The sequence below is a fragment of the Pseudocitrobacter sp. RIT415 genome, from assembly GCF_003057695.2.
GTDB lineage: Bacteria > Pseudomonadota > Gammaproteobacteria > Enterobacterales > Enterobacteriaceae > Pseudocitrobacter > Pseudocitrobacter faecalis.
In genome coordinates this window covers 225,692-250,805 of record NZ_QBJC02000002.1, presented here as the reverse complement: position 1 = coordinate 250,805, position 25,114 = coordinate 225,692, and the positions used below count along the sequence as shown (strand labels likewise).

General features: G+C 51.1%; 23 protein-coding genes and 1 pseudogene. 12 read left to right on the top strand and 12 right to left on the bottom strand.

The genetic code is table 11. The features are described from left to right. Positions 1-23: 23 nt before the first annotated feature. The 3 genes from DBY68_RS03650 to DBY68_RS03640 all read right to left on the bottom strand — a co-directional run bounded on the left by DBY68_RS03650 (position 24) and on the right by DBY68_RS03640 (position 1,335). Entirely contained in the window at positions 24-284 is a 261-nt protein-coding gene (locus DBY68_RS03650; RefSeq protein ID WP_108474188.1) for a hypothetical protein, read from the bottom strand. A 287-nt stretch (positions 285-571) separates the two neighbouring features. After that, complete coding sequence (locus DBY68_RS03645) at positions 572-805, bottom strand: hypothetical protein (protein ID WP_108474189.1); 234 nt, start codon at positions 803-805, stop codon at positions 572-574. A 170-nt stretch (positions 806-975) separates the two neighbouring features. Then, positions 976-1,335, bottom strand: a complete 360-nt coding sequence (locus DBY68_RS03640) for a DUF4156 domain-containing protein (RefSeq protein ID WP_108474190.1) — start codon at positions 1,333-1,335, stop codon at positions 976-978. A 302-nt stretch (positions 1,336-1,637) separates the two neighbouring features. Between DBY68_RS03640 and DBY68_RS22720 the strand changes: the two genes are divergently transcribed. The 3 genes from DBY68_RS22720 (at position 1,638) to DBY68_RS03630 (ending at position 4,128) form a co-directional block, all read left to right on the top strand. Further along, positions 1,638-2,138 carry a hypothetical protein gene (locus DBY68_RS22720; RefSeq protein ID WP_146745431.1) on the top strand — a complete coding sequence of 167 codons (501 nt, stop codon included), beginning with the start codon at positions 1,638-1,640 and terminating at the stop codon, positions 2,136-2,138. A gap of 140 nt (positions 2,139-2,278) precedes the next feature. Beyond that, positions 2,279-2,491: a hypothetical protein gene (locus DBY68_RS03635; protein WP_108474191.1), complete on the top strand. Its 213-nt coding sequence runs from the start codon at positions 2,279-2,281 to the stop codon at positions 2,489-2,491. A gap of 350 nt (positions 2,492-2,841) precedes the next feature. Continuing rightward, positions 2,842-4,128: a citrate synthase gene (locus DBY68_RS03630; RefSeq protein ID WP_108474192.1), complete on the top strand. Its 1,287-nt coding sequence runs from the start codon at positions 2,842-2,844 to the stop codon at positions 4,126-4,128. A 46-nt stretch (positions 4,129-4,174) separates the two neighbouring features. On the opposite strand, the gene DBY68_RS03625 is transcribed toward DBY68_RS03630, so the two are convergent. Beyond that, positions 4,175-6,157 (bottom strand): alkyl sulfatase dimerization domain-containing protein, encoded by a 1,983-nt coding sequence (locus DBY68_RS03625; RefSeq protein WP_108474193.1) that lies wholly within the window; start codon positions 6,155-6,157, stop codon positions 4,175-4,177. A 208-nt stretch (positions 6,158-6,365) separates the two neighbouring features. Here DBY68_RS03625 and DBY68_RS03620 point away from each other — a divergent pair, with 208 nt between their 5' ends. Both DBY68_RS03620 and ompA read left to right on the top strand, forming a co-directional pair. Continuing rightward, entirely contained in the window at positions 6,366-6,995 is a 630-nt protein-coding gene (locus tag DBY68_RS03620; protein WP_108474194.1) for a helix-turn-helix domain-containing protein, read from the top strand. Between the two features lie 147 nt (positions 6,996-7,142). Then, entirely contained in the window at positions 7,143-8,186 is a 1,044-nt protein-coding gene (gene ompA / locus DBY68_RS03615) for a porin OmpA (RefSeq protein ID WP_108474195.1), read from the top strand. A gap of 71 nt (positions 8,187-8,257) precedes the next feature. Here the strand turns inward: ompA and DBY68_RS03610 are convergent. Further along, positions 8,258-10,234 (bottom strand): annotated as a pseudogene (locus DBY68_RS03610) (alkyl sulfatase dimerization domain-containing protein). A gap of 324 nt (positions 10,235-10,558) precedes the next feature. Here DBY68_RS03610 and DBY68_RS03605 point away from each other — a divergent pair. The 3 genes from DBY68_RS03605 to DBY68_RS03595 all read left to right on the top strand — a co-directional run bounded on the left by DBY68_RS03605 (position 10,559) and on the right by DBY68_RS03595 (position 13,986). Further along, a complete protein-coding gene (locus DBY68_RS03605; RefSeq protein WP_108474196.1) occupies positions 10,559-12,172 on the top strand; it encodes a mechanosensitive ion channel domain-containing protein in 1,614 nt (537 codons plus the stop codon). A gap of 129 nt (positions 12,173-12,301) precedes the next feature. Further along, positions 12,302-12,718: a translesion error-prone DNA polymerase V autoproteolytic subunit gene (umuD, locus tag DBY68_RS03600; RefSeq protein WP_108474402.1), complete on the top strand. Its 417-nt coding sequence runs from the start codon at positions 12,302-12,304 to the stop codon at positions 12,716-12,718. A 2-nt stretch (positions 12,719-12,720) separates the two neighbouring features. Next, positions 12,721-13,986, top strand: coding sequence for a Y-family DNA polymerase (locus tag DBY68_RS03595; RefSeq protein ID WP_108474197.1), 1,266 nt, complete (start codon positions 12,721-12,723; stop codon positions 13,984-13,986). Here DBY68_RS03595 and DBY68_RS03590 read toward each other — a convergent pair. Next, positions 13,963-14,562: a TetR family transcriptional regulator gene (locus DBY68_RS03590; protein WP_108474198.1), complete on the bottom strand. Its 600-nt coding sequence runs from the start codon at positions 14,560-14,562 to the stop codon at positions 13,963-13,965. The two genes, DBY68_RS03595 and DBY68_RS03590, sit on opposite strands and share 24 nt — an antisense overlap. Positions 14,563-14,678: 116 nt before the next feature. Between DBY68_RS03590 and DBY68_RS03585 the strand changes: the two genes are divergently transcribed. After that, positions 14,679-16,166 carry an MFS transporter gene (locus DBY68_RS03585; RefSeq protein ID WP_108474199.1) on the top strand — a complete coding sequence of 496 codons (1,488 nt, stop codon included), beginning with the start codon at positions 14,679-14,681 and terminating at the stop codon, positions 16,164-16,166. Positions 16,167-16,211: 45 nt separating this feature from the next. Here the strand turns inward: DBY68_RS03585 and DBY68_RS03580 are convergent, their stop codons facing one another. Then, a complete protein-coding gene (locus DBY68_RS03580) occupies positions 16,212-17,246 on the bottom strand; it encodes an AI-2E family transporter (RefSeq protein ID WP_108474200.1) in 1,035 nt (344 codons plus the stop codon). A gap of 426 nt (positions 17,247-17,672) precedes the next feature. On the opposite strand from DBY68_RS03580, the gene mdtJ reads away from it, so the two are divergent. Continuing rightward, positions 17,673-18,035, top strand: coding sequence for a multidrug/spermidine efflux SMR transporter subunit MdtJ (gene mdtJ, locus DBY68_RS03575; protein ID WP_108474201.1), 363 nt, complete (start codon positions 17,673-17,675; stop codon positions 18,033-18,035). After that, positions 18,022-18,351, top strand: coding sequence for a multidrug/spermidine efflux SMR transporter subunit MdtI (gene mdtI / locus DBY68_RS03570; protein WP_108474202.1), 330 nt, complete (start codon positions 18,022-18,024; stop codon positions 18,349-18,351). The genes mdtJ and mdtI overlap by 14 nt, the downstream gene beginning before the upstream one ends. Before the next feature lie 35 nt (positions 18,352-18,386). Here mdtI and DBY68_RS03565 read toward each other — a convergent pair whose 3' ends face one another. The 5 genes from DBY68_RS03565 to DBY68_RS03545 form a co-directional block, all read right to left on the bottom strand. Continuing rightward, complete coding sequence (locus DBY68_RS03565; protein ID WP_108474203.1) at positions 18,387-19,205, bottom strand: serine protease; 819 nt, start codon at positions 19,203-19,205, stop codon at positions 18,387-18,389. 258 nt (positions 19,206-19,463) lie between these two features. Next, positions 19,464-19,844, bottom strand: a complete 381-nt coding sequence (asr, locus tag DBY68_RS03560) for an acid resistance repetitive basic protein Asr (RefSeq protein WP_108474204.1) — start codon at positions 19,842-19,844, stop codon at positions 19,464-19,466. A gap of 153 nt (positions 19,845-19,997) precedes the next feature. Beyond that, positions 19,998-21,482: a carboxypeptidase M32 gene (locus DBY68_RS03555; protein ID WP_108474205.1), complete on the bottom strand. Its 1,485-nt coding sequence runs from the start codon at positions 21,480-21,482 to the stop codon at positions 19,998-20,000. A 433-nt stretch (positions 21,483-21,915) separates the two neighbouring features. Then, entirely contained in the window at positions 21,916-22,518 is a 603-nt protein-coding gene (locus tag DBY68_RS03550) for a hypothetical protein (RefSeq protein WP_108474206.1), read from the bottom strand. Positions 22,519-22,787: 269 nt separating this feature from the next. Beyond that, positions 22,788-24,038 carry an MFS transporter gene (locus DBY68_RS03545; RefSeq protein WP_108474207.1) on the bottom strand — a complete coding sequence of 417 codons (1,251 nt, stop codon included), beginning with the start codon at positions 24,036-24,038 and terminating at the stop codon, positions 22,788-22,790. Positions 24,039-24,154: 116 nt separating this feature from the next. Here DBY68_RS03545 and DBY68_RS03540 point away from each other — a divergent pair, with 116 nt between their 5' ends. Beyond that, the gene (locus DBY68_RS03540; protein ID WP_108474208.1) at positions 24,155-25,072 is read left to right on the top strand and encodes a LysR family transcriptional regulator; all 918 of its coding nucleotides are present in this window, start codon (positions 24,155-24,157) and stop codon (positions 25,070-25,072) included. The last annotated feature ends 42 nt before the right edge of the window (positions 25,073-25,114 follow it).

Sequence of the window (25,114 nt, the reverse complement as noted above, 5' to 3'; positions counted from 1 at the left end):
CACTTGCTTTATCACCATTTGAATCATTGTGTTTTACCAATCAGAGCCAACACTTTTTGCGTGAGTTTTTCCTCATAACCATCCTGCTCAGGGTGGTTAAACTTAACCAAAGGTGCCGAACTTTTCTCTTCCTCATACAGCGTTGTCACGTAGCCTGGATCGCCGTTCATCTTATTAATGACACTCGTTAAGACGGTGATAGCAATTCTGGAGGCCTGAAGATCAAGGCTTAGATCAGCAATCGTTTTCTCAATGGTTTCAACGCGTTCATTTAATTCAGTCATTTTATCTCCTGGTCATCAGGAAGGGCTTAACTCTAAATATTCAGTGTAGAATAATATGAGCATGTTAGCGGCGCGCGTGCGCCGGAAAAATCTGATTAGTTTGCGGGGCAGGTTAATGAGTGGCTTAATTACATTATTAATTATTTAAATTTATTAACGTGTCATCCCTGACAGATATTCCAGCCGGAAAACGCTTGCACGCAACCGTTGAGGCTGTCCGCCATTTTCCGGTGAATACCGGACGATGTCCATGAATACCTTACTACTCAGTATAAAGGCGGTTAATCCTAACTGTTAAGATAGGGCAGGCAGGCCGCGGCTTCCTGTGGATGCTCAAAGCTCATTAGCCAGTTTCTGGCTTTGACAATTGACTGTATTCGCTCATCAGTTACGCAGCCAGCTTCCATCCGGGATAACTGCATAATGAGGGTATTCAGACTGATTTCTTTCTCGCTAAGCGCAAGCGCGAGGGCTGCCTCTCCAATAACAACCTGGCCTTTTTCGTCGTGTTGAATAGACAATAATTAATCCTCCATTTCACGTTGATGAAAACCTCAGAATTAATTATAGATTAATTATTTGTAGGTGAATTATTATGAGAATATTCTTTGCGGCAGATTTGCAAGGGGCGGGGATAAGCAGATTATTTTATTTGTCACTTAAATTAAAGGCCCGTTGCTGGGCCTAATTTTTATTCCGGGCAGCGATAAACATTGCCAGATAAAGTCACGTTGGTTTGTTCAGATGAACCCGTGCCGCCATAGGCACCGCCCGTTTGGCCCGCTCTTTGTGTAATGAGCGCGACCACATTACCACCCATATCTGCCGCTTTATTTTTCAGATCGTTGCGCGCGCCTGTTTCAAGATTGCTGTTTGACGTCCAACCGCCGGTAAAGAAATTGCCCTGGCTTCCGGTGATATCGCCAAGGAATTTACATTCACGGCCCGGCTCGTTATTGGTGACTCTTACATGCGTGGCATTACTTTGGACGCTATTTGCACTACAGCCAACCAGACCGAATACAAAAAGGGCTATCATGGTTTTTTTCATTTTGACTATCCAGTTACGATTTTTCTGGCATAGGCTAATCCAGTTTGTAGTGATAATCAATGTTAGTAATTAATATTAGATGCTCCTGCTAAATAGCCGGAGAGCCTTAGATGGCTCATAAAGGTTATTATTTGAACATTTCAGGTGACGATTTTTCCAGCGATTTATGTTTATTTTTTGTAAATCTATAGTTAATTCTTTTCGGATTTTTCAATGTAAACTATAGTTAGTTAACGAAGCAGTTAGTTAACAGAGCATAGTTTTAACAACACGTCCTGCTTCCATCGACTTTAGAGGGCAGCATGAACGACCATCCCTGTGATTATGTACTTTTGGCAGCCCTCCGGGACTGCATTCATCTCAGAAAAAGCATGAATGCTCATGGACTTAGTGATGAACATGGCGCGTTAAGTTCTGTTTCCTGTCTTCTTGATTTTCTCAGTTGCAGGCGGAAGTATGGCCTGACGAAAGTCACTGATTTAAAAAAATCGGCTACCGCGGAACGTACTATCGGTGTGACGTTATCTCTTCAGCATGGCCATGCGATCCGTGTTGAGCATATCTACACACATCGCGAGTGGGCGCTATGGTTTATAGACAAAGTAGACAGTGGTTTAAATGATTTTGAATTACTCTCATTCATTGACAGGCATTACAGACTGGTGCTGGTGACCTTAGTCCAGTCAAGGGCATTACGAAAAATAGTTCCTCCCTGTATCGGTTTTGCCCGGTTCGATTATATCAATCTGAGATTAGATAAATCTGAGGTGGTTTTTCCGGAGTTTTCGGCGCGGCTTCACTAACGGCAGACATGATAATGTTATCTCGCATTGTGACTTTTTAGAAAGATGACATATTTTGTTTCACAAGGTGATTATTCAAATGCTGGATATTTTCTCTGGGGAGACTACGTTTAGAAAGATATCCTGAATCGGGAGGGGTTATGTTAACTCACTCTGAAGCGAAACGCTGGGCTGCGGTGATGCTCAAATCAGCCTTGTGTGATGGTATGCAGACGGAAGAGATATCGCGGCAGGTGCATCTGGTATGCGACCATCATGGCAAAGAATGTCTTGAAGAACTCATTGAGGAAATTTTAAAAGAGGCGGGGCGGCTTGGGCCAAAACACAGCGCCGGCGATCTCGTCCATCACTGAATGTCGCCACCATAAACCGCCTTCGGGCGGTTTATGGTGTACGGTTAGGGTCATCATGTCTCTTTTTCATAACGTTTCCGGATACTTTTTCCAATTAAACCCGGCCATGTATAGCACAGGTCTATAGATCCGAACGGCAAAGGATCTGGGTATCTTCAATGCACCCCTTTTCTTTGAGTTTTTTGAATGCGCAGCCATAAACAACCTGCGTTTATTATCCATCGCACGTTTTATCGTCGTTTTAGCCGTCTACATCAAAGAACCGTCCCATCGCTCTGGTTATGTTGGTTTTTCTGCCTGAAATATTACCTCAGGTTATGGCTTGCGTATTGCACAGGGGAAACTTACCGATGGGTGCTAAACCACTAACGCTTTCTTTGGACGGGCAGGAGCCTGTAATGCTGGATCGGGTGTCAGCAACGCTTGGGCACGATGGTATGGATATTCGTGCGCTCAATAAATCCGGGTTATACGGTTTTGATCCTGGGTTTTCTAACACCGCAGGCTGCCAGTCAGCGATCTCCTACATTGATACAGAAAACAGTATTCTGCTTCATCGGGGTTACCCGGTAGAGCAACTGGCCAGACAGTGCGATTTTCTGGAAGTGGCTTACATTTTACTGGAAGGTCAGGCGCCGGATGAATCCAGTTATCAGGCATTTCGGCAGAACATTACGCGCCACACTCTCGTGCATGAACAAATGTCTAAGATGTGTAGCGGTTTTCGTCGTGATTCGCATCCAATGGCACTAATGTGTGCGATGGTGGGGGCGCTGGCGGCGTTCTACCATGATGTGCTGGATGTGGAAAATCCCGAACATCGGGCGCTGGCGGCTACGCGGTTGTTGTCGAAAATGCCGACGCTGGCGGCAATGAGCTATAAATTTACCATCGAACAGCCGGCGCAGTATCCGCGTAACGATCTCTCGTATGCGGGCAATTTCCTGCATATGCTGTTTGCGATTCCGGCGGAAAAATATGAGCTTAATCCGGTGATTGAGCAGGCGATGAACCAGATTCTGGTGCTGCATGCCGATCACGGTCAGTGCGCATCAACCACGACGGTTCGCGCGGCGGGATCATCTGGCGCGAATCTGTTCGCCTGTATTGCGGCTGGGCTGGCATCCTTGTGGGGGCCAATGCACGGCGGTGCGAATGAAGCCAGCATGCGCATGCTGGAAGAGATTGAAACGGTGGAACAGGTACCGGCGTTTCTTAGTCAGGCCAAACGGGATCCGCAGGCGTTCCGCCGTTTAGGCTTCGGTAACTCCCGCTACCGCAATCTGGATCCTCGCGCGGCTATTCTACGCGATACCTGCCACCGTGTGCTGAAAGAGCAGGGGATGTCCGACAGTCTGCTGCAAGTGGCAATGGCGCTCGAAGAGAGGGCATTGACCGATCCCTGGTTTGTGGAAAATGGGCTGTCGCCGAGTGTGGATTTCTATACTGCAGTGATCCTTAAAGCGATGGGGCTGCCATCTTCCATGTTTGTGGTGGTGGCCGCCGTTGGCCGTACGCTGGGTTGGGTGGCGCACTGGAACGAAATGCATCAGTCACCGTTAACGATTTATCGTCCGCGTCAGATTTATATCGGCGAAACGCAACGGGATTATCTCTCGCGCCGAAACAGTAAATAGTACAGACAAACGCCTTCTGCCGGGGTACGACAGAAGGCGTTATATTTTATGGCGTTACAATATTGAACCAGAACTCAAATTTATCCATATAACTTAGCATCTGATCGAGTTTTGCACTGTCTCCCGTAATATTCACTTCACCCTTTGTCTGGGCTTGTTTCAGCGTTTCTTCTTGCAGAATAATTTTATTCAGCGTGGTGCGAGTAAGTGTCATCGTCGCATCAGCATTATCTGCCTGCACGTTTGCTGTATGATTCAGCACCCCGTTTTCCAGCTCCAGCTTATATTTACCGCCATCGTTTCCTAAATCGACATTGAAAATGGCTTTCGCATTGGCGGCTTTTTCACCGTTAATATGTACCGCGAGATAATCAAAGAACATCTCCGGCGACATTGCCCGAACCGTATCCGGGCTGGCGGTATTGGGCGTTGGGCCTTTCACCACGCCGTTACGCAACTCCTGCGCGCCGGTGAGGTAGAAGTTACGCCATGGGCCGGATTCGGCCTGATAGCCCAGTTGCTCCAGCGCATCGGCTTCCAGATGACGGGCCGCCTGATTATCTGGATTAGCAAAGACAATTTTGCTGGTGACCTGTGCTACCCAGCGATAATGCCCCTGCGCATAATCGGCTTTCGCTTTCTGCATAACCGCATCGACGCCGCCCATGTACTCGACGAATTTTTTTGCCGAAGCTTCGGGCGGTAATTCGTCGAGAGTTGCCGGGTTACCATCAAACCAACCAAGATAAAATACGTAGGTGGCTTTCACATCATGGCTAACGGAACCGTAATAACCACGGCTTGCCCAGGCATTGGCTAGCCCGGAAGGGAGCTTAAAGTTATCGGCAATTTCATCGCGTGTGAGCCCTTTATTTGCCAGGCGTAAAGTCTGGTCGTTGATATAACGGTACATATCACGCTGACTTTTCATCAGATTAACGACGTTATTATTACCCCATGTCGGCCAGTGATGCTGTGCGATGATAATTTCAGCGTCACCGCCCCAGCGATTGATAACATCATTAATATATTTTGACCATGCCAGAGGATCGCGAATTTTGGCACCGCGTAAAGAGTAGGTATTATGCAGGGTATGGGTAACATCCTCCGCGGCTTCAATCATCTTTTTCTCTTTTACATACCACAGCATTTCAGAGGGTGCTTCGGAACCGGGGGCCATCATAAAGTCATAGGTCAGGCCGTCAATATTCTCCTGTTGCCCGGTTTCGGTAATATAATTTGTCGGCTCAATCAGCGTAACCGTGCCGGCTGACGTTGTGGTGCCTAAGCCGGCACCGACCTGACCTTTAATATCTGGCTTCAGAAGATTCCCATACATATAGCTGGCTCTGCGGCTCATGGCATTCCCGGCCATAATATTTTCCGATACGGCTTCTTTCATAAAACCGGCGGGCGCATAAATTTTGACTTTCCCGCTGGCGACATCGGCCTCATCGACGACGCCTCTTACACCACCATAATGGTCAACGTGGCTGTGAGTAAATATCACCGCAACCACGGGCTTTTTACCCCGTTCTTTATAGTAGAGATCGAGACCCACCTTTGCAGTTTCTGCCGAAACGAGAGGATCGATGACAGTAATTCCGGTTTTACCCTCAATAATAGTCATATTCGAGAGATCAAGGTTACGAATCTGATATACACCATCAGTAACGTTAAATAATCCGCCGATATTAATTAACTGCGCCTGGCGCCAGAGGCTGGGGTTGACCGTGTCAGGCGCTTTTGTTCCCTCTTTGATAAAATTATATTGCTGTGGATCCCACACAATGTTTCCTTTGGCACCGGTTATGACATTAGACGGTAATGCAGCAATAAAGCCTTTATGTGCGTTGGTAAAATCCGTGGTGTCTGAGAAGGGCAATTGATGATAAAGCGCTTCATTTACCCTTTTTGTGTGTTCAGTCGCAGCTTGCATATTTTCCTGTGCATGAGCGGGAAAGGAAAATAGTGATGTTGATAGCAGGCTGGTTAAAACGATATAACCTGTTATTTTATTAGGTTTCATATATCCTCAGCGAAATATTTAATGCATGTAACACGAGATTCAATATCCATGATGATATCATTGTTACCGGGCGAGCTATAATGCAGGGTTGTTTAAAAATAAATATTCATCCCACCCTCAGCGATGTAAGTGATAATGCCATTTTTAGTTCATTGCACGTAGGTCGCGGTAAGCTATACTCCAGTCATTATTATTATCAGGAACCGCAATGAATATATTACCTCCCGTTCGACCAGAAGCCAGCATACAACGTTTAACGGCTGCGCTGGCCCTCGTCGCTGAAAGCGTAAGAATTCCGCCACGCAAACGGATGACATGGACACATAAAGGCAAGCAACAGCTCTATATTTTTATGGAGGGAGAGCTCTCTATATTACGTGCGTCAGATGGTTTGCTTATCGTTACCGTCTACGAACCGCATCTGTTTGGGATCGCGGAAATGATTCAGCCGGTTCGTGGGCATATATTTCGGGTTGAAACAGAATCGACAATGCTGCGCGTCGATGCGCAAAGGGCTACCGAAATTTTTACTCAAGAGGGGCTATGGGAAGACGTCGCCGCGTTGCTTTCCTACCATACGGCATATCTGTTTTATCGGGATGCGCTGGTCGTGCAGCAGCGAACATATTCTGTCATTCGAAGTCATTTACTGGAGATGATTTTGTTACCCGATGCTACACGGATGCGCACTTCTATCCTTGAGTATATTCAGGATCGAACGCTCTTATCGCGCAGTAGCATTTTGAACGTCATTTCTGCATTGAGTAAAGGTGAATATATCTCATTTAAAAGAGGGGGTTACCTGACAGCGATTAACCATCTCCCGGAAAAATTCTGAGTGGCTGCACCTGTAAATATGTGGGTTTACCGATGTATTGTCCAAAAATAAATAACAAATAGATTATCAGAGTGAGGGTTTGGATTTATTGTGAGCGCACTTAAACAGAAACAGCGTTAAATTCAGCAAGCTCATAACGGGATATATATGAAAAAGACTCTCCTTACTCTGATTATTGCCAATGCGTTTACGGCCACAACGGCTTTTGCCGCGGCGGACGCGGGCACCTGGTACGGTGGCACGAAATTTGGTTGGTCACACTATTTTGATGCTCATACCAATCAGGAAAGTATCGATAATGCGCACAATAGCGACCAATTTGATTTTGACCGCGATAACGTGGGCGGTGGTGTCTTCACCGGATATCAGATTACACCGTGGTTAGCGGTCGAAGGTGGATATGATTACCTGGGGAATATGCAAATTAAGGGGAATCATGGTGCATCCGGGGCGAAAATGAAAAGCCAGGGTTTACAGCTGTCGCTTAAAGCCAGTTACGGGTTAACCAATAAATGGGATATTTATGGCCGCGCCGGGGCGATGGGGTATCGTGCAGAGTCCGATATTGGTGGACACAATCGTTTTGAGACGGGGATTCGTCCTCTTGCGGCTGTCGGTACGGAATATGCGTTTAATAAAAACTGGGCAGGGCGCTTAGAGTATCAATGGGTCAGCAATGTCGGGAATGCTAATCAGATTGGCGTGAGCAGCGATGTCAGCTCGGTGACGGCGGGTATTTCTTATCGTTTTGGTCAGCATGATGATGAGCCTGTTGTTAATACGTCGGTGGCCGCACCGTTGCCTGCGCCTGAACCGCAGCAGTTTAATCTCAAATCTGATGTGCTGTTTGGCTACAACTCAGCCCAGCTTTCGGCGCAAGGGAAAGCCGCAATCAACCAGCTTTCTCATGCTCCAGGCTTGCAGCCAACCAACAATAAAACAACGGTAGTAATTGGTTATAGCGATCGTATTGGCAGTGCTGATTACAACCAGCAACTATCAGCACGTCGTGCCCAGGCCGTTGCCGATGAATTGGTCGCCCAGGGATTCCCGGCACAAAATATCTCTGCTGAAGGGCGAGGCGAAAGTGAACCGGTCACCGGCAATAGCTGCGACGGGCAGTCGGGTAATCAACTGGTGACATGTTTGTCTGCGGATCGCCGGGTGGTCATTAATATTGCCGAAAAATAGTCATCGCCACCGTTAATTCCTGTCTGAAATGACAAAACGCCCCGGCGATCGTGTCTCCGGGGCGTTGTCGGTTATGGCGTCACAATATTGAACCAGAACTCGAATTTATCCATATAGCCCAGCATTTCATCCAGTTTGGCACCGTTGCCTGAGATTTTTACCTCTCCTTTATCTTCAGCCTGTTTGAGGGTTTCCTCTTTCAGGATGATCTTATTCAGGGTTGCGCGATCGAGGGTCAGGGTGGCATCGGCATCTTTCGCTTCGGCATTAGCAGTGTGGTTTAGCACACCGTTTTCAAGCTCCAGCTTGTACTTACCGCCGTCATTGCCGAGGTCGATATTAAATACCGATTTCGCGTTACCGGCTTTCTCTCCGTTAATGTGTACCGCCAGATAATCAAAGAACATTTCCGGCGTCATGGCGCGAACAGTATCCGGGCTGGCGGTGTTCGGCGTCGGGCCCTTCACCACGCCGTTACGCAGTTCCTGTGCGCCGGTCAGATAGAAGTTACGCCACGGGCCGGATTCAGCCTGATACCCCAGTTGCTCCAGCGCATCCGCTTCGAGGTTTTTAGCGTCCTGATTATTCGGATCGGCAAAGACCACTTTACTGACTACCTGTGCCACCCAGCGGTAATTCCCCTGGTCAAAGTCGGTTTTCGCTTTTTGCAGAATGGCCTCTGCGCCACCCATATATTCCACGAATTTCTTCGCGGCTTCTTCTGGCGGCAGTTCGTCAAGCGTAGCCGGGTTGCCATCAAACCAGCCGAGATAGAGCACATAAGTGGCTTTAACGTCATGGCTTACCGAACCGTAGTAACCGCGGTTCGCCCAGGTATGGGCCAGTGAATCCGGCAGCTTAAAGTTGGCGGCGATTTCATCACGGGTCAGGCCTTCGTTTGCCATGCGTAAGGTTTGGTCGTTGATATAACGATACAGATCACGCTGGCTTTTCAGCAGTTTAACCACGTTCCCATTGCCCCAGGTCGGCCAGTGATGCTGAGCCATCAGAATTTCCGCTTTATCACCCCAGCGGACGATCGCTTCGTTGATATATTTTGACCACGGCAGCGGCTCACGAATTTTCGCCCCACGCAGGGAGTAGGTGTTATGCAGTGTGTGGGTCACATCTTCTGCGGATTCGATGAGTTTTTTCTCTTCGATGTACCACAGCATTTCAGAAGGCGCTTCAGAGCCAGGGGCCAGCATGAAATCGTAGGTTAATCCGTCGATAACCTCTTTTTGCCCGTCTTTTTCAATGATATTGGTTGGGGCAATCAGGGTGACGGTGCCCGCTGAGGTCGTGGTTCCCAGCCCCGCGCCAACCTGGCCTTTCGCATCCGGTTTCAGCAAGTTACCGTACATGTAGCTGGCGCGTCGGCTCATGACGTTACCCGCCATGATATTCTCGGCCACGGCAGCTTCCATAAAGCCGGCGGGCGCATAAATTTTGACTTTCCCGGACTTCACATCGGCTTCATCAACCACGCCGCGCACGCCGCCATAGTGATCCACGTGGCTATGCGTATAGATGACCGCCACGACCGGTTTTTGCCCGCGGTTTTTGAAGTAGAGATCCATACCGACTTTCGCGGTTTCCGCAGAGACCAGCGGGTCGACGACGGTAACGCCTTCTTTGCCCTCGATAATAGTCATGTTAGAAAGGTCGAGGTTACGGATTTGGTACACGCCGTCAGTGACTTCAAACAGGCCGCTGATATTGATGAGCTGGGACTGACGCCACAGGCTCGGGTTAACGGTGTCTGGAGCCTTTTCACCTTCTTTGATAAAGGCGTATTGTTGCGGGTTCCAGATAACGTTCCCTTGCTAACCTTTGATTACGTCTTGCGGCAGTGCGGCGATAAAGCCTTTGTGGGCGTCGGTAAAATCGGTGTTATCGGAGAAGGGCAGTTGGTTGTAGAGCTGGTCGTTAGCGTTTTTCGTGGACGATGTCGCGTCCTTTTGGCTGACATCGGCATAGGCCGGAATAATGAACGTGGATAACAAGCCAGCCAGGGCCAATCCTCTGGCTATCGGTTTCAGTCTCATTGCGATCCTCACTCTTTTATGACTCAACGGTAGTCGGTGAACGTTCAGGAAACGTTAGCTTTAGAAAATTCTTAAATAAAATTTAACTCACTGTTTACATTAGACAAGACGGCGGGAATAACAAGGCGGTTGGCAAATAACGATCGTTTTTTTGTTAATTATATGTTTTTAAAAATGTTTTTTATCTGCTTTTGATTTCAGCAAGATGTTCTATTCCTGAGGCTATTGCATGGGTGGGCGGCTGGTCTATGCTGAAAAAAGACGAATAGCCGGTACGCTGGCTTTTTGAATCAAAACGATAATCCTCGCGTCCCGGTGGCAGATATGAAAAGGGTACTGCTCGCGGTATTACTCTGTTTTCTCTCCTCTCTGATGCTTTTTTCTCATGCGGCGGAGCCCCGTCAGGAACCGACGGAGCAGGAACGTGCACGGACGGTCTATATCTTCCATAAACCTATCGTCATGTTGCAGGCAAAATTTGGCCTCACCACGCCCGAAGAACGGGTATTGCGCATCCATAACACGCTGCGAAATTTTACCCGTGCCGACGTTCAGTCGGCGTTAACGATCGTCCCTGTTGTGCGTTATAACCAGCAGGGAAGGCTTATCGTGATGAACGGCAAGCCAGTGATGCTTCTGGCGCAAGGCGATCTGGATGAAGGTGACGATCTGACGCTCGATCAGGCTGCACAGCGGGTGCTGGCGCGCATGGAAGCCCAACGTACCGCGCTGCGCGACCAGTATGACAATAGCTGGCTGGCGCTGTCGGTGGTCAAAACGATGGGTGGGTTGCTGGGGCTGATGGTGTTCTGGTATGGCGCTTATCGCTCCTGGCGCCTGGTCAGGCGTTATTATCGTCGGCGCATCATTGAGAACCGAAGCTGGCTGCCCCTGCGCTGGCGCCGTTTTACCGGCGCTATCGAGACACGGCTCTATGCCATGTTGATGGTGATGTTAGGGATTGTGGCGCTGTACGCCTGGCTGCGCTGGGTTTTCAGCCTGTTTCCCTGGACGCGAGTCTGGGGGGAATCGCTGGGTGACTGGTCCGTACGCGTAGTGCGAGGGATCGCCTTGTCGATCGTCTCCGCCTTGCCGGGGCTATTGATTGTTCTGATCATTTTTGTGATGACGGCATTTATTCTGAAACTGCTGAAAATGGTGCTTAATCAGGTTGAGGCGGGGCGTTTACAGCTCCCGGGTATTCATCCCGAAACCGTCGGGGCGACCCGCAAACTGATATCGGTCGTGGTGTGGTTATTTGCGCTTTCGGCGGCATATCCCTTCCTGCCAGGGGCGAACTCGCTGGCCTTTAAGGGGATTAGCGTCTTCTTTGGATTAATGCTCACGCTGGGATCGGCGGGCGTGATGAACCATGCCATGAGCGGGTTGGTTCTGATTTATTCACGCGCTTTACGCAAAGGCGATGTCATTCGGGTCGCGGATAACGAAGGGCTGGTCAGTGAAATCGGTATGCTGGCAACAAAAATTATCACCCGTGAAAACTACGTTGTCACCGTTCCCAACGCGGTGGTGGTGAGTGGAAAAATTACGAACCTCAGCGCGCAGGGCGCGGATAGCGGTATCAACTTAACGGTGAGTGTGACGATCGGCTACGACACGCCGTGGCGTCAGGTTCATGCAATGCTGGAACTGGCGGCAAAACGGGCACAAGGGATTGACCTGACTATCGCACCACGGGTGCGCCAGTTGAGCCTGATGGACTGGTATATCGCCTATGAACTTCAGGTGCGATTGCTGGCGGATCAGTCGCTGGCCGCGGCTCGAAGCGAACTGTATAGCAATATTCAGGATGTCTTTAATGAATTCAACGTACAGATCATGTCGCCAAACTTTGTGATGCAGCCTGAAGGCGCGGTGATCGTTGCCAAAGAGAACTGGTACACGCCGCCTGCCGCTCCGCCTGAGGGTGGCAAATAGATTAGCTGCCGCAGGCAAATTAAATCCCTCTACACTTCAACGCGTTTTTCTTTCTCCGCGAAAAGTGGCTTGATCCCTTCCTGAAATCCATAATACTGTATATAAATACAGTATAAAGTGTTTACGGTCATGATGTACAAACTTGCAGAGCAACGCGAGAGCGTAATTACGCCTCTTTTCAGTGATTTAGTGCCATGCGGCTTTCCCAGCCCGGCACGCGACTATGTTGAGCGGGGCATCGATCTCAATGAATTTATGGTGGCACACCCCAGTGCGACCTATTTTGTCCGCGCGACGGGCGACTCCATGACGGAAGCGGGGATCGGCAATGGCGATTTACTGGTGGTCGACAGTGCCAGAACCGCCGGACATGGCGATATCGTTATCGCTGCGGTCGATGGCGAATTTACCGTCAAGCGGTTACAACTGCGCCCGGTGATCCAGTTAGTGCCCTGTAACCCGGCCTATTCGCCTATCCGTATTAACGAGGATGTTCCGCTGGATATCTTTGGTGTGGTGACGTTTATCGTGAAAGCGGCCTGCTGACCATGTTTGCGCTGGTGGATGTGAACAGTTTTTATGCCTCCTGTGAAACGGTATTCAGGCCGGATCTCAGAGGCAAACCGGTAGTGGTGCTGTCCAATAATGATGGTTGTGTTATTGCCCGTAGCGCAGAGGCGAAGTCACTGGTGGCGATGGGGGAACCCTATTTTAAACAGAAGGAGCTGTTTCGCCGTCACGGCGTGGTAGCGTTTAGCAGCAATTATGAACTTTACGCGGATATGTCAGAGCGTGTGATGACGACCCTGGAAGCGCTGGCACCGAGAGTGGAAATCTACAGTATTGACGAAGCGTTTTGCGATCTCACCGGTGTCAGGAATTGTCGCGATTTAACCGATTTTGGCCGCGAAATTCGCGAAACAATCAGTAAGGGTATGCATTTGACCGTTGGCGTGGGGATCGCGCAAACCAAAACGCTCGCCAAACTGGCGAACCATGCGGCAAAGAAATGGCAGCGTCAGACGGGCGGCGTGGTCGATCTCTCGAATCTCGAACGGCAGCGTAAACTGATGGCGGCGTTTCCGGTGAGTGAAGTGTGGGGTATCGGACGGCGGATCGGTAAAAAGCTGGAAGCGATGGGGATCCATACCGTGCTGGATCTCGCGGATACGGATATCCGTTTTATCCGCAAACATTTTAGCGTGGTACTGGAACGCACGGTGCGCGAACTGCGCGGTGAACCGTGTCTGGAGCTGGAAGAGTTTGTGCCGGTGAAGCAGGACATCATTAGCTCTCGCTCGTTTGGTGCGCCGGTAACGGATTACGAAGACATGCGCCAGGCCATTTGCGAATACGCCTGCCGGGCGGCAGAGAAACTGCGTCTGGAGCATCAATACTGCCGGTTTATTTCGGCATTTATTAAAACATCGCCGTTTGCCGCCGGGCAGCCTTACTACGGCAACAGCGCTTCGGTAAAGCTGCTGACGCCCACCCAGGATAGCCGCGATATTATTCAGGCCGCGACGCGGTGTCTGGAGGTGATCTGGAAAGAAGGGCGACGCTATCAGAAAGCGGGCGTCATGCTGGGGGATTTTTTCAGCCAGGGCGTTGCGCAGTTGAATCTGTTTGATGACAACGCACCGCGCGCGGGCAGCGAAGCCTTAATGAGCGTGCTGGATGCCATTAATCACAAGAGCGGGCGCGGGACGCTCTATTTTGCCGGGCAGGGCATCGCGCAGCCGTGGCAGATGAAACGGGAACTGCTCTCGCCGCGTTATACCACGCGCATGTCAGATATCGTGTGCGCGCGGTAGTGAAAACAGCTCCAGCGCGATCGCCGCTTCCAGATGCTGGTCAAAGGCGTCGTCGTTGATATCCGTCATGCCCAGCGCGTACATGCCGTCCAGCCCGCAAACCAGCGCAATTAATCGCCAGGCGATGTGCTCGGGGCTGTCGTGCAGGGTAAACTCCTGCGCCGCGTGACCCTGACGGATAATCGCGGTGGTTGCGTCATGCCAGATATGCATGGTGAAAATGTAGGCGGCCTTGATATCGGGGTCTTTCGCAGCAATCAGCTGCGCTTCGCGCCAGAGACGAATATAGGGCTCAAAGCCGCCGTCATCGCTGCCGAGCATCGAACATAAACGCTCGCGCCAGGTGGCGGTTTCCGGCAACGGATTCGCATCCAGCAGGGCACGGGTTAAGCGAATAAACGCCTGGGCTTTGAGTTCACCCGCTGAAGCAAAATGGTGATGCACCTGGCCGGTAGCGACGTTGGCTTCCGTTGCGATCCGCCTGACGGTCATCGCCGGGAAACCTTCGGCCAGCGCCACACGCATCGCCGCCTGCATAATTTCTTCCCGTCGTTCGTCCTTACTCAAATAACCCATAATTTTTCATCCTCAATCACCGCGCAACGAGTGTAACAAAAAGCTGGACAGTCGTTCAACTTTCCGTAGGATCGCGTTCTGGACGGATGTCCAACTTTAATAAATGAGGGAGAGTTATGTTTCGTCAGTGGTTAGCGTTAGTGATTATCGTGCTGGTCTATATTCCGGTCGCCATCGATGCGACGGTGCTGCATGTGGCGGCGCCGACGTTGAGTATGACACTTGGGGCAAGCGGCAACGAGTTACTGTGGATCATTGATATCTACTCGCTGGTGATGGCAGGAATGGTACTGCCGATGGGAGCGCTGGGCGACCGTATCGGTTTTAAACGCCTGCTGTTGCTCGGCAGCGGGTTATTTGGCCTGGCGTCGCTGGCAGCCGCGATTGCGCCAGACGCCGGTTGGCTGATTGCGGCGCGCGCTGTGCTGGCGATTGGCGCGGCAATGATTGTTCCGGCGACGCTTGCCGGGATCCGCACACTGTTTATTGATGCGCGCCATCGTAACATTGCGCTTGGCGTCTGGGCCGCGGTCGGTTCAGGCGGGGCAGCCTTTGGCCCATTGATTGGCGGCATGTTGCTGGAGCATTTCTACTGGGGCTCGGTGTTCCTGATTAACGTTCCTATCGTGTTGCTGGTAATGGCGCTTTCCGCGCGCTTCGTGCCGCAGCAGCCAGGCCGACGCGATCAGCCGTTGAACCTGAGTCATGCCATCATGTTGATTGTGGCGATTCTGCTGTTGGTGTATAGCGCAAAAACCGCGATGAAAGGGCTGGTTGCACCGTGGGTTATCGGCGGGGCGTTCGCGACCGGTGCGCTGTTATTAACGATGTTTGTTCGTATCCAGCTTCGCGCCGCTAAACCGATGATCGATATGCGTCTGTTCAGCCACCGCATTATTCTCAGCGGCGTGGTGATGGCGATGACGGCAATGATTGCGCTGGTCGGTTTTGAGCTGTTGATGGCGCAGGAACTGCAGTTTGTACATGGTTTCACGCCGTTCGAGGCCGGGAAATTTATGCTGCCGCTAATGGTGGCCAGTGGTTTCAGCGGCCCGATTGCCGGTGTGCTGGTCGCGCGTCTGGGCCTGCGCACTGTGGCAACAAGCGGCATGGCGCTGAGTGCACTGAGCTTCCTTGGACTGTCGATGCTGGATTTCAGCACCCAGCAGTGGCAGGCGTGGGGACTGATGGTCTTGCTTGGCTTTAGCGCCGCCAGCGCCTTGCTGGCGTCAACGGCGGCGATTATGGCCGCAGCGCCGAAGGAAAAAGCCGCGGCTGCCGGGGCGATTGAAACCATGGCGTATGAGCTGGGCGCGGGGTTAGGCATTGCCGTCTTTGGCTTACTGCTGAGCCGCAGTTTTTCCGCGTCCATTGTTCTGCCGGAAGGGCTGACGGGCGATATCGCGGCGCGCGCCTCGTCGTCGATTGGCGAAGCTGTTAAAGCGGCGCAAACCCTGACGCCATCGCTTGCCGAGGCCACGATTAATGCCGCACGTACCGCGTTTACCTTCTCGCACAGCGTGGCGTTAAGCAGTGCCGGGATGATGCTGTTACTTCTGGCGGTTGGGATGTGGTTTAGTCTGGCAAAAGCAGGTAAATCGTAAGAGAAGAGGCTGCCGACGAGATGTCGGCAGCTTTGCGTGACGCTGTCACTTATCGCTGAGATCGCTCAACAGCACGGCAATACTCCTGCCGCCGATGGTTTGCTCAAGGGCAATCTTGACCACAATGGTGAGGGGTACCGAAAGCAGCATTCCCACCGGGCCAAGCAACCATCCCCAGAAGATCAACGACAAAAAGACCACCAGCGTTGACAGCCCCAGCCCGCGTCCCATGATGCGCGGTTCGAGAATGTTACCGAACAGCAGATTAATCAGCAGGTATCCTGCCAGCACAATCAGCGCCTGATAAAATCCGCCAAAAACCAGCACCTGTAAAATCGGCGGGATTGCCGCAAGCACGGAACCGATATTAGGAATGTAGTTCAGTGCGAAGGCGAGCAGCCCCCAGACAAACGCGAAACGTACGCCCAGCGCTTCCAGCATGCCCCATGCGACCAGGCCGGTTACCAGGCTTATTGCCGTTTTCAGCACCAGATAATGCGACACGCTGTCGATAGCCCGCTGAATCGCCGCCATTCCTTCTGTCGGTTTAACCATCAGTTGCTGGAGTTTGGCAGGAAGCTGCGGCACTTCCAGCAGCATAAACACCACGGTTAACAGCAGAAGAAAAATCGATGACATCGCATTAGAGAGCTGTGTCAACAGGCTGGTGACAAAGGTCATGGCAGCGTTGGGATCGATATATTTAATCAACTCATCTGCTGAGACCGTCACGCCGAAGCGCTCCAGCCAGGGCTGGATATTCTGCAGCGGCACCTGTAAAGAGGAGCGGTACTGCGGCAACGTGCGCGCCAGCTCGTTAAGCGAGGTGCCGAGTGACGCCAGCAGCAGGACGGCAACCATAATAATCAGGCAGATCAGTAAAGAGATAGCCAGTACGCGGGGAATGCGCCAGCGGGTCATCAGCTGTACGACCGGGTTAAGCACCACGGCAATAAACAGCGCCAGCACGAAGGGAACGATGATATCCGCCGCAAAACGAATACCCGTCAAAATGATGACCAGCATGCCCAGCATGATGACAATTTTTAATCCATTAAGCGTAATGATGGGCTTGGCCATAAGGGTTCCTGAAAAAAGTGTACAACAAGCCTGAATATCATAATTGCGAACGGTCTGAGAAGGAACTCACTTAGATCTAATATTTATGGTAAAGATCTGAAAATATTTTGAGTTAATCAGAAGGTTGTGCTAAAAATTAGCTGTGTTTAACTACCGAGGACAATTTTTTTCCGCAACGAAGAGAAGCAATACCGCGGATAATTGTATTTTTATGGACAATCAGTTCAAAACTTTCATTTCTACTCACACCACAGTTTTACCTACCTCTTCCTTGCTCTCCGCTGAGCAACACTGGCGCAACGCGCTTTAGTCTACGTCTTCTGCCTGAACTGACGCCCGCCGTCAGGACTCATTACAACCTGGATTTTACGGTTTGCACCTCGCTGTGAGCCGCAACGGAATATATTCTCAAGCAGGAGAAATAACATGTTTTACTGGATTCTTTTATCCCTTGCGATCGTCGCTGAAATTATCGGCACGCTGTCTATGAAATGGGCTGCTGTCGGTCACGGTTCTGCTGGCTTTATTTTGATGCTGGTAATGATTGCCATCTCTTATATTTTCCTTGCCTTCGCGGTTAAAAAAATCGCGCTGGGTGTCGCCTATGCCTTGTGGGAAGGTATCGGTATTTTGCTTATCACACTGTTCAGCGTCATGTTGTTTGATGAAGCGCTGTCGGCGATGAAGATCGCCGGTCTGGCGACGCTGGTCGCGGGGATTGTGTTGATTAAATCCGGTACTCGCAAAGTGAAATCTCAGCCGGTGGAGGCTCACCATGCAACAGTTTGAGTGGGTTCACGCCGCCTGGCTGGGGCTGGCAATCGTGCTGGAAATTATCGCTAATATCTTTTTGAAGTTCTCGGATGGTTTTCGCCGCAAATTCTATGGCGTGCTGTCTATCTCGGCAGTGCTGGCCGCGTTTAGCGCCTTGTCGCAGGCGGTAAAAGGTATCGATCTCTCCGTGGCCTATGCGTTATGGGGCGCCTTCGGGATTATGGCTACGCTGGCGGCGGGCTGGATCCTGTTTGGTCAACGCCTGAATAACAAAGGCTGGATGGGACTCGGCCTGCTGATAGTCGGCATGGTGCTGATTAAAATGGCCTGATACACCACGCTGCCCGCATTTGCGGGCAGCGTCATTTAATCCTTCGCCAACGCTTCCAGCTTATCGCGAAAACCGGTCACCGAAATGGCCCGGTTATCCGCGCGCCAGCGGTCTTTCGGCCCCGGAGCGGAACTCTGTACCGCAATCAATTGCCAGCCATTCTCGGTCTTTAACATTAATGGCGAACCGCTATCGCCCGGTAGCGTATCGCACTGGTGCGACAGCACCGACGTTTGCGCCCAACCGGTGACCACGCAGTCCTGATGGCTGTAAAGCGAATCAAGATGATCTTCCGGATAACCCGATTGTGTCACTTTACGATCCGCTGCCTTTAATGCGGCGGTGAGGGCGGCTTTGTCCCCCTCAAACAGCGGCAACGGCGTAATTCCCCCCGGCGGATAACGTAAAATAATCAAGCCAAAATCCCACGGCGCGGCGGCAGACGGAACAATCCAGCCATCGCCATCGGGCTTCAGACGCTTGCCAAGGGAGGGATCGACACGACCTTCAATACCGTGAATTTCATAGCGCCAGACGCCTTTCTGCGACACAAAACGGAGCGCGACCGCTTTATCCGGCTTACCGTTCGGTGGCGTCAGCAAACAATGTCCGGCGGTTAACGCCAGATGGGGGGAAATGAGGGTAGCGGTGCACAGGTTACCACTAACGGTTTCCAGTTGACCGATAGCGTCCCAGGGGGAATCTGTTGCATCGGTCACAAGGGTGCGATCGTCCTGACCGAAAAACAGCGTTTTGACATCTTTCGCGCTCATGCCGCTATCGCCGTCATCCGCATGTACAGCCATCGACAGCGCGCTCAACGATCCCAGTAAAACGAAAACAGCTCTACGCATATCACTCTCTGGTGGGGTAATTATGATTATAAAAAGTTAAACCCAATGTGAATACTATAGACGGGACAAATGAAAAGGGGGAGTAAAATCAGCGAACTACGCTCAGTAAAGGAAAAACCGCGTTGCGATCAGTGCGCAGACGATGAGTAAAGCCAGGATGAGCTCGAAACGATAGCGCCGCAACATCATTGCTCTCCAGGAAAAAATCGGCGCTGAAACAGCGCCGATTTGTCATCGGAACGATACGAACGGTGACGATTATGCAGCAGGCTGAGCGGCTGGTTTAGCGGCTTCGTGTTTTACGGCTTTTTTATGATGTTTTTTTGCTGCCTGTGCTTTCTGCTCAGCAGCAGCCGGTTTTGCGGCCTCATGTTTTTTGTGTTTTTTGGCGGCCTGGGCTTTCTGTTCTACCGGTTTGGTCGCTTCGGTTTTAGCGGCTTTTTTGTGGTGTTTTTTCGCAGCCTGCGCTTTTTGTTCAGCAGCGGCTTTCTGATGTTTTTTGTGATGCATAGTTTTGGCCGGTGCCGCTTTAGCGGTTGCGCTGGCAGCCGGTGCGGGAGCCGCGGTAGTTTCAGCGGCGAATGCAGCAGATGACAGACCCATAGCAGCGGCAACAACCAGAGCTAATACTTTTTTCATTCTCATACCCTCGAATTGGTTTTTTCATTCAACCCCACTGCGGGGCCGTTGAAAGAACTATATCCCTGAGTTATCAGGCTTTCCGTGAGTGATTGGTATCGGCGTGTAACGGAATGTACAACGCCGGAGGAGAGCCCTCCGGCGAGAGGAGGATTACAGATAGCGGGCGGTTAAATGTTCGCGGAAATAGCGGCTGTTCAGGTCTTCGCCGGTCGCCTGCTGAATAAGCTGCGAGGTAGCAAAGCGGCTACCGTGCTGCCAGATATTCTGGCGCAGCCACTCGAACAATGTGCTGAAATCACCGCTGGCAATGCGTGATTCAAGATCCGGCATTGCATTACGCGCGGCGTGCATTAACTGTGCGGCGTACATCGCGCCCAGCGTGTAGGACGGGAAATAACCAAAGCCGCCGTCGGTCCAGTGAATATCCTGCATACAGCCATCGTGATAGTTACCTTCCGTCGAGAGGCCCAGCCAGTGACGCATTTTTTCATCCCACAGGGCGGGAATGTCGTCCACTTCAATCTCGCCATCAATCAACGCGCGTTCAATTTCATAACGCAGGATCACATGCGCCGGGTAACTCACTTCGTCGGCATCAATACGGATAAAGCCCGGTTTCACGCGCTGGTTCCAGGCAACAAAGTTTGAAGCCTCAAAAGCAGGCTGCGTACCAAACTGTTCAACCACCGCCGGAAGCAGATGCTGAAGGAAGGCGTCGCTACGTGCCAGTTGCATCTCAAAAAAGAGACTTTGCGACTCGTGAATAGCGGTGGAACGCGCATGAGACACCGGCTGACCCAGCCAGTTACGCGGCAGATTTTGCTCATAACGTGCATGCCCGGTTTCGTGGATCACGCCGAACAGGGCGCTTAACAGGTCATGCTCATTATAGCGTGTGGTAATGCGAACATCTTCCGGTACGCCGCCGCAGAAAGGATGCGCGCTGACGTCCAGACGACCGGCGTTAAAATCAAAGCCGAGGCGCTTCATCGCTTCCAGTCCTAACTGACGCTGATTTTCAATCGGGAACGGGCCTTGAGGGGCGATGAGCGTTTTACTGGCCTGTTTTTCTACCGCACTGGTTAACAGTCCTGGCAGCCAGGATTTGAGATCGCCAAATAGCACGTCCAGGCGAGCGCTGGTCATGTCAGGCTCAAAAATGTCCAGCAGGGCATCATAAGGTGAGCAGCCTTTGGCCTGCGCACGGATACGCGCTTCTTCCCGGCTGAGTTTAACCACGTCTTTTAAATTCTCAGCGAAGCCCTGCCAGTCATTGTTCGGGCGCTGCGTGCGCCAGGCGTGTTCACAGCGGCTACCCGCCAGCGACTTGGCCTCGACCAGGCTCTCCGGCAGCAGGGCGGCCTGCTGATAATGACGCGCCATTTCGCGCAGGTTTGCCTGTTCGAGGTCGTTAAGATCTTCCTGTTCCGCGTTGCGCAGCCATTCGCCGACCTGCTTATCGGTCAGAATCTGGTGCTGTAATACGCCCAGCTCAGCCAGCGCTTCGCTACGCGCGTTGCTGCCGCCCGGTGGCATCATGGTAAACATATCCCAGCCAGCGATGGCGGAGAGGTGTGAAAAACGGGAGAGACGCTGGAAGGTGCGGGTGAGGTGTTGGTAGTTTTTGTTTTCCATTCTTCATTCTCTACGGATTACATTCGTGGAAGAAAATCATACCGTGGTTCGCACCATTAAAACACAAGGTTATGTATTGATGAAAATGGCGTGTTATGGGAAATCTCATCTAACTGTACAGAGATTTCCCAAAGCCCCCTTATACGAAGACGCTGTAATTAACACCAGGGTTATTTCACAATAGCCAAAATAAGGATTCGTTTTAACTAAATGTTAGAAAGAACAATAATGGTGGTTAAGAAATTTAGACAATCTCGGAATCAAATAAAATATAAAAAGATGTGGGTTAGATTTTAATTACCACACCAGCCTCCTTTATGGTGAGAACCTGTCCCGCCATAAGGATGTTCCCCCTTAGGGCAGGCCATAACGGAGAAAGTAATACATAAAAGCAAACCTGAAATAAAAAGTTTCATCATTGTACCTTACGTTTTTAGTGATTAGCGTGATAAATAGCTGCCCCTGCGCCAACAAGGGTAAGCATACCAACTAATGCTTTACCTGTGGCTACATGCTGATTGTGTGTAATTTCCTGATTATGCAGATCAACTGCATTGGGATTCAGCGTCAGGGCTTTTTCAAAGTGCGAATAACATTTATCATCCACAGTGCCGACGAGATTAGCGGCCTTGACTTTGTCGTCGCTGTTATTGACCAGAACAGTAAGCGCGCACGCATGAGTCTCTATGTTTGCAGATGTAGCGCCCGCAGTATGACTAGCGCCCACACCAAAAGTTTGCACGCCACATCCGAGACAATCTGTCCCTGAGGTGGCAGAGCCGGTAGCCAGTGTATGCGTATCGAAATTACCCGATGACGTTGAGCCGTTATCAGAGTTCCACTGATATGCGGTTGTGTCCTTATCGACGGAAATAGCTGAGTCCGGTATACCCCAGTCAGCAATAACAGTGGCTTTGCTTGCGCCTTCTTTTGTGTACTTAACTACGGCACCATTATATTGACTTGGTACTGTATGCGCACATCCTGAAAGGAGGAAGGCAATTAACAACTCTGGTAAAACACAATATTTTTTCATATGCACTCCGTTTTAACGGCTGCATTCTCTGTATCTGATTAATCTAAATCTAAGGTATATGTGCTGTGAGTTTTTTTTATGCAATGAGTAAGGTGGGCAGAAGGCGCAGTGTGATTAAACGATGACCGTAACTTATAAATATCGTTAAATTCTTATGCGATAAATTGTTATAAATGACGATGAATAATGAAAATATTGTGCTTTTCGTCATAGTGGATACTTATTTTTTATTAATAGGGTTAAATGGCCTATCCCTGGCCATTTAACCATCAATGTAACCGCTTATGCAGCAACGTTCCGACCAGCAACGCGGCGATCAGCAGCAGGGCGATAAACGCGCCGACGCCGTTCCAGCCGTAACGGTGCCAGAAAACGCCGCCGAGCGTTCCGGCGATGCTGGAACCCAGGTAATAACTGAAAAGATAAAGTGATGAGGCCTGACCTCTGGCGCGTCGTGCGCGAGGGCCGATCCAACTGCTGGCGACGGAGTGCGCGGCAAAGAAGCCTGCGGAAAACAGCAACATGCCGGGGAAGATAACCCACAGCGGTGAGAAGAGCGTTAGCAGCAGGCCGAGCAGCATCACGCCGGTGAAGAAGATCATCACCGGGCCACGACCGTAACGGGCGGTCATCATACCGGCTTTCGGTGAGCTCCATGTCCCTGTGAGATAGGCGACTGAGAGCAGGCCCACCACCGCCTGATTCAGCGACCAGGGGGAGAGCATCAGGCGATAGCCAATATAGTTAAACAATGTGACGAACGCCCCCATCAGCAGGAAGCCTTCGACAAAAAGGAGCGGTAAACCCCGGTCGTGCCAGTGCAAACGGAAATTGAGCAGCAGCGTTTTAGGGCGTAAGGAGGAAGGGCGGAAGTGGCGGGATTCCGGGAGGATCTTCCAGAACATCACCGCTGAGGCCAGGGCAAAAGCGCTGATCACCGCCAGGGCTATACGCCAGCCGAAGAAATCAGTGAAAACCCCGGTGAGCAGACGTCCACTCATCCCGCCAATCGAGTTACCGCTAATGTAGAGCCCCATCGAGAAGGCGACAAAACTGGGGTGGATCTCTTCGCTGAGATAGGTCATACCGACCGCCGCCACCCCGCTGAGCGATAAACCAATCAGCGCGCGCATGATCAGAATGCCGTGCCAACTGGTCATCATGGTGGAGAGCAGAGAGCAGCACGATGCCAGTAGCAGCGCCGTGACCATCACCTGTTTGCGGCCAATGGCATCGGAAAGCGGCCCGGTAAAGAGCAGCCCTATCGCCAGCATCGCCGTGGAAATCGACAAAGAAATACTGCTTCCCGCAGGCGAGATACCAAACTCATGGGAAAGCACGGGCAGAATCGGCTGAACGCAGTAGAGCAGAGCAAACGTCGCCAGTCCGGCAGAGAAGAGGGCGAGAGTAACCCGTATAAACTGAGGTGTGCCGCGAGTAATAAATTGGTTCGGCCTTGATGGAGCATTATCGCGGACATCGATAGCCGGTTCGTTGTCTGCGGTGGTTGTACGACTCACGGGAAGATCCTTGCGTAAAAACAAAAGGTAATAGAGACACAGGTCACATAATTAGAGTAGGAAATCGCGAATATTCTGTCTAATATATTAATAATCTCAATTGATATGTAACAAATATGAATATCGAGCTGCGCCATCTGCGCTACTTTATTGCGGTAGCGGAAGAGCTCCATTTTGGTCGTGCTGCTGCCCGGCTGAACATCTCGCAACCTCCACTAAGTCAGCAAATTCAGATGCTTGAACAGCAAATTGGCGCCCGTCTGTTTGCCCGCACCAACCGTAGCGTTAACCTCACGGCGGCGGGAAAGCAGTTCCTTGCTGATAGCCGTCAAATTATGCTGTTGGTTGAAGAGGCTGCCGCCCGCGCGGGGCGTTTGCATCATGGTGAAACGGGCGAGTTGAATATTGGCTTTACCTCGTCGGCTCCTTTCATTAAGGCGGTGTCTGATACGCTCTCGACCTTTCGACGTCGCTATCCCGATGTTCATATTCAGACCCGTGAGACCAATACTCGCGAGCAGATTTTGCCGCTTACCGAAGGTTCGCTGGATCTCGGTTTGATGCGTAACACGCAGCTTCCTGACACGCTGGAGTGGGAGGTTATTCTGCATGAGCCACTGCTGGCGATGATTCATCATGAGCATCCGCTAGCGAATCAACGCGCGGTGAGTCTGACTGAGCTGGCCAATGAGCCTTTTGTTTTCTTCGACCCGCACGTGGGAACAGGTCTGTATGACGATATTCTGGGCCTGCTGCGCCGTTATGGCGTGACGCCGCGAATGACGCAGGAAGTGGGCGAGGCGATGACCATTATTGGTCTGGTGGCGTCCGGGCTTGGGGTGTCGATTCTCCCGGCGTCGTTTCGTCGTGTCCAGCTTATGGAGATGCGCTGGGTGCCCATTATTGAAGAGGATGCCGTTTCGGAAATGTGGCTGGTGTGGTCTAAACATCATGAACTTAGTCAGGCTGCCCTGCGTTTTAAGCAACAACTGCTGGCTGCGGCAAAGATAAGCATTTCTGACGAAAATGCATAAAAAAATGTGCGGCAAATCACAAGGCTAAGGAAAACGTTGGCG